Below are 13,037 nucleotides of genomic sequence, written 5' to 3'. Positions count from 1 at the left end.
GATGGGCCGCGTGTCTCGCGGTGCGTCTGGTGTCTCCGATGCCTCTGGCGCCTGTGGTGTCTGTAGTGCCGGTGGTGCCGCGAGGGCTGTTGGACTTGAGGGATCCGTTGGACCTGTTGGACCTGTTGGTGCTGTCAGCGGAAACGGACATGCGGGAGCCTTCGTGTGACGGAACGGAGTGCGGGTGCGAAGCCCTGGACCCGAAGAGCCCAGGCCAGCAGGGCGAAGACGACGGTCACGGCCGTGCCGCCGGCGACGAGGCCGAGCACGGGGGAGTCCGCGCGGCTCGCGCACAGCGCCCCGGCCACGGAGGCGACCACCGCCGCGCGCACCGGTTTGCTGAGCTCGACCAGCACACGGCGGGTGCGGATCGGCACACTGCGCGGGCCCATGCCGTACAGCAGGAGCAGGGCGCTGACGGTGATGCCGGTGGCGTTGGCGGCGGCGATTCCGCACACCCCCCAGGAGCCGACGGTCAGCGCGCCGATCCAGGAGGTCGCGATGATCCCCGCGGTCATCGCGAACAGCGGGTACCAGGTGGGCCGGCCTCCGGAGAAGTAGGAGCGGACGAGCGCGCCCACCAGTACCTGACCGAGCAGCCCGATGGCGTACACGCGCATCACGGCGGCGGTGGCGGCGGTGTCCTGAGCGGTGAACGCGCCACGCTGGAAGAGCAGCTCGATGATCTGCGGAGCGCACGCGACGACCGCCGCCGTACCCAGGAGCACCGTGCAGGAGATCAGCGCCAAGTCGCGCTCCACACGGGCGCGGGCCCGCTCGGTGTCGCCCTCGGCGAGCGCCTGTGCGATCACCGGGAAGGTGACGGTGCACAGCATCAGCGAGAGCACCATCGGCATCTGGGCCACTTTCTGGGCGTAGTTCAGATGCGAGATGGCGCCCGCGGGCAGCGAGGAGGCCAGGAAACGTTCGATGACGACCTGGGACTGACGGCACAGCCCGAAGAGCAGCACGGTGGTGATGAGGGTCAGGTCCATCGGGCGGGCCTCCTCGCCGCCCAGGCCGGCCTCGGTCGCCCCCCGGTGACGGAGCTGCCGCCACAGCGAGGGCACCTGCACCGCCACCATCAGTCCGCCGCCCACCGCGACACCCACGGCCGCCGAGCGCACGCCCCAGTGGCCGCCGAGGACGAACATCGCGGTGATGATGCCGGTGTTGTACGCCACGTAGATCACCGCGGGCGCCACGAACCGCCGGTGCGCCCGCAGCGCCGCGCTGCAGTACCCGGCGAGCCCGAAGCTCAGGACGCAGGTCGCGGTCAACCGCGTGCAGTCCACGGCGAGCCTCGGATCGGGCAGGCCTGGTGCGAGGGCCTCGACCAGGTACGGCGCCCCCACGATCAGCACCCCGGAAACGGCCATGAAGGCCAGCGACAGCCGGGGCAGGGTGGCGGCCACCAGGGCACGGACCGGATCGCCGGCCGCACCCTGGGCGCGACGGGCGACGGCCACGCTGAACGCGGGGATCAGCACGAAGGCCAGCCCGTCCTCGATCAGCAGCGTCGACGCGAACTCCGGGACAGTCCAGGCGACCAGGAAGGCGTCCGTCTCGGACCCGGCCCCGAAGAGATGTGCCAGCGCCTGATCGCGGCCGAGGCCCAGCAGGGCTCCGGCGATCGAGAGCCCGATGGTGACGAGGGCGGCCTTGGCGAGGAAGCGGTCGGAGGAGGGTTCCGGGGGATTGGCGGGTGCCGGGGAAGTGCTGCGGGCGGCCGGGAGGACCACCGAGCCGTCGGCGTCGGTCCCGGCGTCGGTCCCGGCCTCGGGGCCGCTGTCGGCCCGCGGCGTCACCGTCATCGCGCCGCGGCCTCTTGTGACGGGCCCGACGCGGCGGGCGGAACCGGCGGGCGCGACGCTCCGGGCGGCGTGGAGTTCACGGACGCCGTGGAGGCCGGATCCACCAGCGCCCACCAGCCCACGAGCCCGAAGAGGACGGCCGTCAGCACCGTCGAGGGGCCGCCGATGTCCGCGTACGCGAAGTCGATCAACTGCCAGATCAGCAGCCCGCAGCCGACGAGCGCGCAGTCGATGCCCGACGGCGTCCGCCGCACCCGGACGAGCCCGCGCAGCCCGCACACCAGGAGGGCCAGCCAGCTGCCCGCGAGGGCGAGCAGCCCGATCAGGCCCTGTTCGCTGAGCACCAGCAGATACATGTTGTGCGGGGAGAGCAACGGCTGCTTGCGGTAGGCGGCGCCGGCGCCCCCGGTGTCGCTGCCCGAGGAGAGGGCGAGCGAGGCGTGTCCGTCGCGGTGGTCGGGGAAGGCCTTCAGTCCGACGCCGGTCAGCGGGTGTTCGCTCCACATGTCGACGGCCGCCGCCCACATCGTGTACCGGTCGACGACCGACTGGTCCGGCGCGTCGGCGACCTGCGTGATGCTGTTGATCCGGTCCTGGAGCATCGCGGTGCCGACACCGAGCCCGCCCACCAGGAGGACCGCGGCTGCGGCAACGGCCGCGCCCACCTTCACCGCGCGCCGCATCCCGGCCAGCGCCAGCTGCGCTCCGCACGCCGCGGCCGTGGCGATCCACGCGCCCCGGCTGAACGACAGCGCGAGCGGCAGCAACAGCATCAGCGAGCACGCGACGGCGGCGGTGCGCTGCCGTGACGTACACGGTCCGAGCGCGAGGCCGACCGCGCACACCACTCCGAACGCGACCACGGTCGCCATCCCCATGATGTCCGACGCCCCGAAGGTGCCCACGGCCCGGATGTCCTCGCCCATGTACAGGGCGCCGGTCCCGGTGACGTACTGGTGCACCCCGATCGCCCCCTGCCACAGGGCCAGACCGACGAACGACCAGGTCAGCAGCCGGAAGTCGCGCCGGTCCCGGACCAGCAGCAACACCGCGGCCGGGACCAGCACGAAGATCTGCAGATAGCGGGCGAGGCCGGTGATCCCGGCCCCCGGGTTCGCCGCCCCGGCCGCTGCGACGGCGATACCGACCACGGGGAGCCCGATGACCAGCGCGGCGGTGCCGGACAGGGGGCGCCGCCGGCCTCGCAGGAGACGCAGCGCGCAGCACAGCACGACCAGACCCGAGACGGCGTCCGCGACGGTCGCGCCGCCTTCGCCGCCGGGTGTGACGGGCAGCCCCAGCAGGGCGATCACCGCCACGACGGGCAGCACGGGCAGCGCGCGCCGCAGGGCGGACCCCAGTGTGTCCAGGGGCGTAAGGGGCAGGGCTTGGCTCATCGGCTCAGCTCCCCGTCGAGCGTACGAGTGCGGCGGCGGTGCGCAGCAGGATGCAGATGTCCTGCCACAGCGACCAGTTGTCGATGTACGCGTTGTCGAACCGGCAGCGGTCCTCGATCGAGGTGTCGCCGCGCAGCCCGTGGATCTGGGCGAGACCCGTGATGCCGGTCTGCATCCGGTGCCGGGCCGCGTAACCCGGATAGGTCTGACTGAACTTGCCCACGAAATAAGGCCGTTCGGGGCGCGGGCCGACCAGGCTCATATCGCCCCAGAAGACGTTCCAGAGCTGGAGCAGCTCGTCGAGCGAGGTGCGCCGCAGGAAGTGGCAGAAGCGGCTCATCTCCTGCTCGTCCGCGACGCTCCAGCGGGTCGCGGCCTCGTGCGCGTCGACCGGGCGGTGGGTGCGGAACTTCAGCAGCGTGAAGGGCCGCCCGCCCTTGCCGATGCGCTCCTGTTTGAAGACCACACCGGGCCCGTCGCTCAGCCGCAGCGCCACCGCGCACACCAGCAGCAGCGGACTGACCAGCAGCAACAGCGTCCCGGAGACGGCGACGTCGAGAAGCCGCTTGCCGACGCTGCCACGGCGCCGCACGACGGACAGCTGCCGGCAGGAGAACCCGGCGAGCGTGTGATGGCCGTCCCTGTCGTACGAGGGTGAGTCCGCGTCGACCTCCCACAGCGTGCAGCCCGCCTCGGCCAGCGCCCGCAGCAGCGGGCCGCGTGCGCTCGGCGGCTCCACGACGAGCACGGCCCGCACACTGTTCTGGATGAGGGCGCGCTGCACTTCCTCGCCGGTGGTCAGGACCGGCAGTCCCTCGCCTCCGGCCGGCTGATCGGTGACGATGCCCACCGGCCGTACCCCGCATCCCGGATGGCGCAGGAAGGCCGCGGCCACCCGCTGGGCCGTCGCGGCGGGGCCGATCACCAGAGCGGTCCTGGGGCGCAGCACAAGGGCCCGGCGGCGCCGCCAGTGCACTGTGCCGCGCCCCGCGCAGCTCACCGCCGACTGCAGGGCGCAGCCCGCGGCCAGGGTCCGGGCGGACAGCGCGCCGGCCGGGGACAGCGCCGCCAGCAGGGCCGCGAGCGTGCACCAGGTCACCACGATCCGCGCGCAGACCGCGGGCAGTTCGTCCAGCACGGCGGGCACGGGCTCGGGGCGGTACAGCGAGGCCCGCGTGTTCAGGCCGACCGCGCCGAGCAGCAGCGCGACGACGAGCAGCGGGTGCCGCTGGGTCTCACCGAGCGCCTGCCCGGTGGCCAGCGCCGCGATGCCGTCCACGGCGACCAGCGGCAGCCACGAGGCGCGCCGCGCGGTGGTGCGCTGCCCGGCCGGGAACCTGAAGCCGCCGACGGCCCCGCGTGGAGGGATGACCGAGACGGGCGAGAATCCGTACTCCCGGGGCTGTCCGCCGGGGGAGGGAACGGTGCTTTCCGCAGTCACGTGTGGCTGGACTCCCTGCACTCGGTGTGGTCCCCGCACCCGACGCGCCCGGCGTGCTGTGCCTGACGGCCGCTCAGCAGTTCGCGGTACACCTCCGCGACCGCGTCGGTCGCGCGTCGCACGTCGTGCGTGGTCAGTACGTGACGGCGGCCCTGGTTGCCGAGCGACTCGCACAGCAGCGGATCGGACAGCAGGCCGCAGATCGCCTCGGCCAGCGGGCCGGGCGCCTCGGCCGGCACCAGACAGCGCGTGCCGAGCCCCGGCGGCAGGCTCTCCCGGGCGCCGTCCACGTCGGTCAGCACGACCGGGCGCCCGCAGGCCATGGCCTCCAGCGGAGCCAGCGCCATGCCTTCCCAACGGGACGGCAGCACCACCAGATCGGCGGCCTGATACCAGGGCACGGCATCGGGGGCGGCCCCCGCGAACAGCACGTCGCCGGGCGCCCCGGCGCGCAGCCGCCCGGCGTCCGGCCCGTCGCCCACCAGCACGAGCCGGGCCCCGGGCACCCGCCGCCGCACCGAACTCCACGCCTCCAGCAGGACGTCCTGCCCCTTCTGCCGGCACAGTCGCCCCACGCAGACCACCAGCGGAGTCGTCGCATCGACCCCGGCTGCGGCGAGCAGCGGAATCCCGGCCCGTACGGGGTCCACGGCAGCCGGGTGGAAACGCGCCGCATCGACCCCGTTGGGGATCACACACCACCGCGCGCGCACCCCGGCGCGTACGCCGGTCGCGCGCTCCGCCTCGCTCACACACACCACCCGGGACGCCCAACGCGCCCCCCACCGCTCCCACGTCAGCGCGAGCCGCGCGGCGACCCCGTCGACGGCCTCGAACGACCAGGCGTGCGGCTGGAACACCGTCGGCACCCGCCCGCGCACGGCGAGCCGGGCCGCGAGCCCGGCCTTGGCGCTGTGCGCGTGCACCACATCGGGCCGCGCCCGCGCGACGACACGACCGAGCTGTCGTACCTCCCGCGGCAGCAGCGGCCCCGGCGCACGCGACGCCTGCCAGGGCCGTACGTCGGCGCCGAGCGCCCGGAGTGCCTGGGAGAAACCCCCGCCGTCCGGACACGCGACGGTGACATGTGTCCCGGTGGCGAGCTGTGCCCTCACCAGGTCCATGACCACCCGGGCGACACCGCCGTCGACGGGCTGGGTGAGGTGAAGGACCCGCGGCGGAGGGTCGGTTGACAGTTGCATGCGCGGTTCCTCGCTCACGGGCGCGCGAAGGCGCGCGTCACTGCTTCGCGTCGACGGCGGCGAACAGTGCGCCGACCCAGGCCGCGTCCCGCTGCGAAACGAGCCGGAAGGTCAACTGGTCACCCCCGCGCCGGATCCCCTTACCGAGTTCGAGGACGTCGGAGTCGTAGCCGAGCGTGTTCGGGTACGTGGGTACCCGCTCCATGGCGACGGGCTCCGGCTCGCTGATCGTCGAGTTCAGTACGTCGTCATGGGGATTGGCCGAGTCGCCCAGTGCCGTCGGAGTGCCGTGCCCGGTCGACACGGTCAGCGAGTCGCCCTTTCTCCCGCGGTCGCCGTTGTACGCGACGAGCCCTACCCGGCCGCCGGCGTTCTCGGGGAACGGGATACGGGGCAGCCGGACCGCCTGGTCCTCGCGCGGGCCGAGCGTGTCGAAGCCGTCCCACACCGACAGATGCCGCAGCGGCTCCGACTTCTTCTCGTACGCCACCATCAGGGTCCAGCCGCCCCAGGCCCCGGGGGCGGACTTGCCCATCGCCGCATTGACCTGGGCCACCGTGTACAGCCCCGAACCGCTCGCCCGCACCAGCTTGGTGACGTCCGCGGAGGCCTGGAACGCGTCGGCCCCGCGCGCCACCCGGTGCCCGATCACCTGGTCCGCGAGCACCACCTTGTACTCGCCGTCGGGTTCGGCGATCAGCACCCGCCCGTTGTCCTTCGGCGGCTTCTGCTCGCCGACACGGAGGTTGCCGCCCCAGTACAGCCGCGCGTACGTGACACGGGCGCCCTCCGGCAGACGGACCTCCGCGCGGCTGGAGTTGTAGGTGTTCCGGTCCTTGTCCACGTCGATGTAGAACATGTCGAAGTCGCCGTTCGCGCCGGAACCGCCCTCGCGCGCGTCGGGGCACGAGGGGGCCGCCGCGCGGAGGGAACGGAGGGCGGCGGGAGTCGTACGACAGCTGATGGACGAGTTGGCCGCCCGCACGATTCCGCCGTGCTGGAGCGCGTGGAACCGCTGCGTGAAGTGGAGGCTCTTCGCCTCGGCGGCGGGCGTCGCGGCCGTTGCGGAGCCGGGTGCCCAGAGAGTCGCGAGGGCAGAGCAGCCCACCGTCGCGCGGCGCAGCAGAAGGCCCGGGGGATGACGCATGACCGGCGGTGCCCTTTCGGGGGAAAAGGTTCTGGACCAGTGGACGGACGGAAATCTGCAGATCACATATGTGCGCGTTGACTCCCCGTCTGATTTCGACGTCTGCCGACGTCTGTTTCCAAGCGGCCTCGGGAGGTGCCCGACTCTAGCCGCTATCCGTATTTAGTCGGTGAAACCCGACAAGTGTGTCGGAATCGTGAAGCCGACGGTTTGTGAGATCACCCCTTTGGAGGCACAACTCGCACGTGTGCCGCGCGTTGATTCCAGAGCCGGGCATCCCCGCCCGGATGCTGTGTCGACTCCCAAGGAGCACTTCCCCATGTCGCGTATCGCGAAGGGCCTGGCCCTGACCTCCGTTGCTGCTGCCGCAATGGCGGGCACCGCCGGCATCGCCGCCGCCGACAGCGACGCACACGGCGTTGCCGCCCACTCCCCGGGCGTTGTGTCGGGCAATGTCGTTCAGGTTCCCGTCCACGTCCCGGTCAACGTCTGCGGGAACACCGTCAACGTCATCGCTCTGCTGAACCCCGCGTTCGGCAACCCCTGCGTCAACGACTGACGTCAGCGCGGACCCTTCTGCCGGCCGTCCTCCCCAACGGGAGGGCGGCCGGTCCGCGTTGCCCCGAATGGGGGGAAGGGGGTGTCAGCTCCCGGCATGGCTCCTCACCAGGGATGACGCGGGTGACCAGGGCGTCGGGCCACTACGCGGAGCGTTCGATCGGTTGCAGACGGCGATGATCGCTTTCACGGTGGGCACAAGATCCGATGGAACCATCGAAGGGAACATCCATGCGTGCTCTGCCCGCACGGCGCATAGCGTCCTCCATACTCTGCGCCACGCTCCTGCTGGGGATCGCCGCACCGGCCGCCATAGCCGCGGACGGGCACTCGGCGCGTGGCCGCACCCATGCGGCGGCACCCGTACCCGGCGCGGACGCGCTTCTGGCGCAGGTCCAGTCCCTGGCCGACATCGGCGGCGTACTGGCCCCGGTCACCGATCTGCTCAACGCCGCGCTCAAGGCGGACAACGGCCAGCTCTCCGCCGACCAGGCGGCGACGCTCGGTCAGGCCGTCAAGGACGCGATCGCCAAGGTCACCGCGGCGGCTCCGGTGACACCTCCGGTCACGCTGCCGGACCCGGCCACGACGACGGCCCCGACCACGACGACGGCCCCGACCACGACGACAGCCCCGGCCACGACGACGACGGCCCCGGCCACGACGCTGCCCACCCTGCCCTCGCTGACGAAGAGCGCCGAGCGCCAGGACGACGGCAAGGCGCCGGGCGTCAAGGGGGCCCGTGCCGAGGCTCCGACGGACCTCAAGGGCGACGCGCTGACCACCCTGCAGACCGCGGTCGACGCGCTGCTCAAGGCGGTCACGTCCGGCGACGCCACCCAGGTCGTGCCCGCGGCCACCGCCGTCGTGACGGGCCTCGTCAACTTCGTCGTCGCCACGGTGCTCGGCGGCGGACTGCCGGTGCCGAACCTGCCCGGCCTGCCGGCGCTCCCGAGCCTGACGAGCGCGTTGCCGACGAGTTCGCTGCCCACGAGTTCACTGCCGACGACCGGTCTGCTGCCCACCTCCTGAGCGCGGAGAGCGGTCCGAGGCGAAGCAGTCGCCACCCAGCCGTCGTGCCGACCGTCTCTGGTCGGTGCGGCGGCTGTTCGAGTGTGGGGTCTTATATGAGAATGCGACACGCGGTTCATTCGGGTGGGGTGCAGGAATTTTCTGCATGCGGGGTTTCCGCCGCGTCCGGGGCTCGTTAGTCGGGGCGAAGAGGAATTGCCTCTGGTGAATGAGTTGCCGAAGAAAGGAACACGATGAAGTCCCTGAAGGCCGCCGCTGTCGTCGCCGGGTCCATCGTCATCGCTGGTGCCGCCGCGCCCGCCTTTGCCGTCGAGGCCTCCGATGTCACGCCCTCCAGCCTCAACGGCGCCCTGGAGACCATCACCAGCCAGCGCTCGATCAGCCTGAAGGACGTGCAGCCCCTGCAGCACCAGTCGAACGCGCTCGACACCGAGAACAAGAGCTCCCTGCTCAACACCGTCAACGGCGCGACGAAGGCGCTCAACGCGGCCGGCGGCCCCTCGCAGCTCCTCGGTGGACTTCCCCTCCAGAGCTAATCCGTTCGTTTCATCGCGTGTCTTTCCGCAAGGCCTGCGGGCATCTCCCTAGGCTTTGGGGCAAATCTCCCAGGAAAGGGCTGACGATGAACACTGCCAAGAAGGTCGCTCTTATCTTCGCCACCGCAGGAATGGCCGCGGGTGCCGCCTCGGGCAGCGCCTTCGCCGACGCCGGTGCCGAGGGCGCGGCGCTCAAGTCCCCGGGTGTCCTCTCCGGCAACGTCATTCAGGTCCCCGTGCACGTTCCGGTGAACGTCTGCGGCAACACGGTCGACGTCATCGGCGCGCTGAACCCGACGTTCGGCAACGCCTGCGTCAACCACTGACGTCGTACACCGACAACTGATGTCGCACACCGACCGTCGACGTCCGTCGATGTCGTGCGCGGTGTTGTACACGGTGTTGTACGCGTTCTGAAAGGGTCGACTCCATATCCCACGGAGTCGGCCCTTTCGCGCTGTTCGAAAAGCGTCCCTCGTTCGTGTGGTCGGCCGCCGGGGTATCGCCCGAGCGGGTGAGAAATCGGCGGGGCCGTTCGGGTGCGTCGATAAGGTTCCGCGGTGACCTCAACCTCAAGCGAAACGCGCCCTTTCCGGGCCGCCGATCTCGGCACGCTCGCCGTCATCGCGTTCAGCGGTGATGCACCAGACGGCGGCATGCCCTATCTCCTCGCCTACTCCCTGGGCGACGGCGAAGGCGGCCCGGAGGGCACCTCGGCCGCCATCGAGCGGCTGCTGAGCGACAACGGTCTGCCGGTCGGCGACACGTTGCTCGACGGTTCCCGGCGGCCGAGCCTGCCGCTCACCCTGCTCGTCCAGGCGGGCCAGGCCGTCGTCACGATGCCGCACCTCAACGCCCAGTGCCTCGTGCCGCCGGAGTGGCTCGCCGCGGTCGGCGAACGCGGCTACGCCTACTTCCTGTTCGCCACCCGTGCCTGGCCCGACGCCGAGCCCGGCAAGCCCGTCGAGCCGGAGAGCCTGGCGGCCTTCGCGGGTGACGAGGGGACCCTGCTCAGCGCGGCGCATGTGCTTCTGCCCGTGCGCAGCCTGCGCGGCTGATGACGTCCACCGCGGGACGAGTGACGGACGGCGGAGGGGCGGTGGTGCGGACCGCGGGCGGCAGCCGCGCGTTCGCCCTGCTGCTGGTGATCACCGGTGCGGCCGGTCTCCTTGCCGCGTGGGTCATCACGATCGACAAGTTCAAGCTGCTGGAGAACCCGAACTTCGTGCCCGGGTGCAGCCTGAACCCGGTCGTCTCCTGCGGCAACATCATGAAGAGCGAGCAGGCCTCGGCCTTCGGGTTCCCCAACCCGATGCTGGGCCTGGTGGCGTACGGCATCGTCATCTGCGTCGGCATGAGCCTGCTCGCCCGGGCCGTCTTCCCGCGCTGGTACTGGCTGACCTTCAACGCGGGCACGCTCTTCGGCGTCGGATTCTGTACCTGGCTGCAGTTCCAGTCGCTCTACCGCATCAACTCACTGTGCCTGTGGTGCTGTCTGGCGTGGGTCGCCACGATCATCATGTTCTGGTACGTGACCTCGTTCAACGTACGAAATGAATTCCTGCCCGCGCCGGACTGGTTGAGAGGATTCCTCGGGGAGTTCACCTGGGTCCTGCCGGTGCTGCACATCGGCATCATCGGGATGCTGATCCTGACCCGCTGGTGGGATTTCTGGACCAGCTGAATATCGGAACGAGCCGACTATCGGGACGGCCCAATAGGCGGACGAGCCGACTATTGGGCCCGTCGGGGGAATCTTGAACTGATGGCGTTCTCAGGATCGTTACGCGGTACGGACGCTGAGCCCCCGAATCCTGAAAGGGACCGTACCTGAGATGAAGCCGACCACACGAGGAACTCTCGCCGCCGTCATGACCGGCGTCGTGGCAGCGGTGGGTGCCGCCGCCGCGGCCCCCGCCGTCGCGGCCGACACGGTCCCCATCCCCGTACCGCTGAACGGTCTTGAGCAGGCCCTCAACCTGCGGGCGCCCAAGATCGCAGGGCAGCTGCCGGTGCCCATGCCGGGCGCGCCCGAGGGGCCCCGGTACGTCGAGGGTCGGCTGCTTCCCGATCGGGCCCTACCGCAACTGCCCCTCGCCGCCGGGCTGCCCGGGGCGGACATCCACACGCCCCTTCCGCACATCCTCGGGCACGGCTTCGACCACCTCGGTGTCGGCGCCCCCGCGGCCGACCTGCGGACGCTGACCCCCGGGCTGGCCCTGGACGCCCCGCTCACCGCGCCGAACCCCGACAAGTCCGGCCTTCCGGAACTGAAGCTCCCGCAGGCCGCCGTGCTCGCACCGCTGTTGAAGACCGTGCCCGGCGCGAATCTGGAGACGGGGTCGGGGGCCTAGCCGCACCCGGGGGGCGAGGCCCGGGTGTCCGGCCCGGGCCCGCGGCCCGAACCACCGGGGGCCGAACTGCTGGGGGCCGTCGTCGTTGAACCCGACTGAGGCCGAGTGAAGCCGGCCCGATCCGCCGAGGAGAGAACCATGTTCGTCAGCAGGGTGCCGAGCAGAGTACCGAGCAGCATGCCGAGCCGTGTGTCGAGCGGAGTGTCGGTGACCCGGCGGGGCGCGATGCGCGGCCTGCTCGTGTCGGCCGTGGCCGTGGCGCTGGCCCCGGTCGTCGCGGCCTCGCGGCCCCCGCGCCCGCCCCGTGGCGAGGACTTCTCCTTCGACGAGGTGTACCGCGGCCGGCACATCCTCGGTACACGGACCGGCCTGGACGGCCGGGCCGCGTTCGACGGCGGCGAGTGGCATGTCACCGTCGACGGCCGGCCCTTGCATCTGATGCGCCGCGCGGACGGCAGCTACCTGAGCATGGTGGACCACTACGAGTCGTACCCCACACCGCTCGCCGCGGCCCGCGCGGCCGTCGACGAACTCGGCCCCTCGCAGCATCTGCGTGACATGAACGCGGCCGGGAGTGGCGTGACGGGCGGCGGCGCGGAGGGAGGCGTCCATCAGCATGGTGTACACGCGTAAGGACGTCAGCACGCTGACCCGCGCCGAGCGGCGCCGCTTCGTCGCCGCGATGCTGGAGGTCAAACGCAGGGGCGAGTACGACGAGTTCGTCCGGATGCACATCGAGTACTACGTCGCGGACGGCGACGGCGAACTCCGCGCGGCCCATATGGCACCCTCCTTCCTGCCCTGGCACCGGCGGTTCCTGCTGGACCTGGAACGGGCGCTGCGCCGCGTCGACTCCGCGGTGAGCGTGCCGTACTGGGACTGGACGCGGGACCGCACGCCGTCCTCCGCGCCATGGACCAAGGACCTGCTCGGCGGCGACGGACGGCGCTCGGACCGGCAGGTCATGACCGGGCCCTTCGCCTACGCGCACGGGAAGTGGACCATCAAGGAGGGGGTCACCGACGGCGAGTTCCTCACGCGCGAGTTCGGCCGCCCGCAGGACCCGATCCAGCTGCCCACGAAGAGTGAGCTGGACTCCGCCCTGAGGGATCCCGTCTACGACACGGCCCCCTGGAACTCCACGTCCACCGAAGGGTTCCGCAACAGGCTCGAAGGGTGGAGACGGGGCTCCGGCAGCGCGGCCTGGCGCAACCACAACCGGGTCCACCGCTGGGTCGGCGGCCACATGCTCGGCGGCGCCTCGGTCAACGACCCCGTCTTCTGGCTGCACCACGCCTTCGTGGACCTCCAGTGGTCCCGCTGGCAGAAGCGGCACCCCGGCGCACGCTATCTGCCCGCGCGACCGCCGGGGCCGGGCGAATCACAGCACGGCCGGATCGTCGCACGGCACGAGGCGATGCCGCCGTGGAGCGTGACGCCGGACGCGATGGAGGACCACAGCAAGGTGTACCGGTACGCGTAGGACACGTCTGTGCCTGGAGTACGGCGAGGCCCCCGGCAGTGAGTGCTGCCGGGGGCCCTCTTCGTGCGTGCGT

General features: G+C 71.5%; 14 protein-coding genes. 9 read left to right on the top strand and 5 right to left on the bottom strand.

Annotation, left to right across the window (positions count from 1 at the left end; translation table 11 throughout):
- Positions 1-134: 134 nt before the first annotated feature.
- From murJ to AB5J50_RS18595, 5 genes are read right to left on the bottom strand one after another with little or no spacing between them, the layout of a single operon-like run.
- A complete protein-coding gene (murJ, locus tag AB5J50_RS18615) occupies positions 135-1,814 on the bottom strand; it encodes a murein biosynthesis integral membrane protein MurJ (RefSeq protein WP_369259465.1) in 1,680 nt (559 codons plus the stop codon).
- Positions 1,811-3,211: an O-antigen ligase family protein gene (locus tag AB5J50_RS18610; protein ID WP_369259463.1), complete on the bottom strand. Its 1,401-nt coding sequence runs from the start codon at positions 3,209-3,211 to the stop codon at positions 1,811-1,813. Before AB5J50_RS18610 ends, murJ begins: the two co-directional genes overlap by 4 nt.
- A gap of 4 nt (positions 3,212-3,215) precedes the next feature.
- The gene (locus tag AB5J50_RS18605) at positions 3,216-4,652 is read right to left on the bottom strand and encodes an exopolysaccharide biosynthesis polyprenyl glycosylphosphotransferase (protein WP_369259461.1); all 1,437 of its coding nucleotides are present in this window, start codon (positions 4,650-4,652) and stop codon (positions 3,216-3,218) included.
- The gene (locus tag AB5J50_RS18600) at positions 4,649-5,854 is read right to left on the bottom strand and encodes a glycosyltransferase family 4 protein (protein ID WP_369259459.1); all 1,206 of its coding nucleotides are present in this window, start codon (positions 5,852-5,854) and stop codon (positions 4,649-4,651) included. Before AB5J50_RS18600 ends, AB5J50_RS18605 begins: the two co-directional genes overlap by 4 nt.
- A 37-nt stretch (positions 5,855-5,891) precedes the next feature.
- Positions 5,892-7,001, bottom strand: a complete 1,110-nt coding sequence (locus AB5J50_RS18595; RefSeq protein ID WP_369259457.1) for a DUF3344 domain-containing protein — start codon at positions 6,999-7,001, stop codon at positions 5,892-5,894.
- A gap of 319 nt (positions 7,002-7,320) precedes the next feature.
- On the opposite strand from AB5J50_RS18595, the gene AB5J50_RS18590 reads away from it, so the two are divergent.
- The 9 genes from AB5J50_RS18590 (at position 7,321) to AB5J50_RS18550 (ending at position 12,964) form a co-directional block, all read left to right on the top strand.
- Complete coding sequence (locus tag AB5J50_RS18590; RefSeq protein WP_369259455.1) at positions 7,321-7,560, top strand: chaplin; 240 nt, start codon at positions 7,321-7,323, stop codon at positions 7,558-7,560.
- 230 nt (positions 7,561-7,790) lie between these two features.
- Positions 7,791-8,591 (top strand): hypothetical protein, encoded by an 801-nt coding sequence (locus AB5J50_RS18585; RefSeq protein WP_369259453.1) that lies wholly within the window; start codon positions 7,791-7,793, stop codon positions 8,589-8,591.
- 233 nt (positions 8,592-8,824) lie between these two features.
- On the top strand, positions 8,825-9,127 hold the full coding sequence (locus AB5J50_RS18580; protein ID WP_369259451.1) for a hypothetical protein: 303 nt from the start codon (positions 8,825-8,827) through the stop codon (positions 9,125-9,127).
- Positions 9,128-9,213: 86 nt separating this feature from the next.
- The gene (locus AB5J50_RS18575; protein WP_369259449.1) at positions 9,214-9,453 is read left to right on the top strand and encodes a chaplin; all 240 of its coding nucleotides are present in this window, start codon (positions 9,214-9,216) and stop codon (positions 9,451-9,453) included.
- A 234-nt stretch (positions 9,454-9,687) separates the two neighbouring features.
- Positions 9,688-10,185 carry a DUF5949 family protein gene (locus tag AB5J50_RS18570; protein ID WP_369259448.1) on the top strand — a complete coding sequence of 166 codons (498 nt, stop codon included), beginning with the start codon at positions 9,688-9,690 and terminating at the stop codon, positions 10,183-10,185.
- On the top strand, positions 10,185-10,811 hold the full coding sequence (locus AB5J50_RS18565) for a vitamin K epoxide reductase family protein (RefSeq protein WP_369259447.1): 627 nt from the start codon (positions 10,185-10,187) through the stop codon (positions 10,809-10,811). The genes AB5J50_RS18570 and AB5J50_RS18565 overlap by 1 nt, the downstream gene beginning before the upstream one ends.
- A 151-nt stretch (positions 10,812-10,962) precedes the next feature.
- Positions 10,963-11,481, top strand: coding sequence for a hypothetical protein (locus AB5J50_RS18560; RefSeq protein ID WP_369259445.1), 519 nt, complete (start codon positions 10,963-10,965; stop codon positions 11,479-11,481).
- Between the two features lie 177 nt (positions 11,482-11,658).
- Positions 11,659-12,114 (top strand): tyrosinase cofactor, encoded by a 456-nt coding sequence (locus tag AB5J50_RS18555; RefSeq protein WP_369265435.1) that lies wholly within the window; start codon positions 11,659-11,661, stop codon positions 12,112-12,114.
- Complete coding sequence (locus tag AB5J50_RS18550) at positions 12,098-12,964, top strand: tyrosinase family protein (protein WP_369259443.1); 867 nt, start codon at positions 12,098-12,100, stop codon at positions 12,962-12,964. The genes AB5J50_RS18555 and AB5J50_RS18550 overlap by 17 nt, the downstream gene beginning before the upstream one ends.
- The last annotated feature ends 73 nt before the right edge of the window (positions 12,965-13,037 follow it).

The sequence above is a fragment of the Streptomyces sp. R35 genome (genome assembly GCF_041053035.1).
In the GTDB taxonomy this organism is placed as follows: Bacteria; Actinomycetota; Actinomycetes; order Streptomycetales; family Streptomycetaceae; genus Streptomyces; species Streptomyces lutosisoli.
The sequence above is the reverse complement of the archived record's forward strand: the minus strand, read 5'-3'. Positions and strand labels throughout refer to the sequence as shown.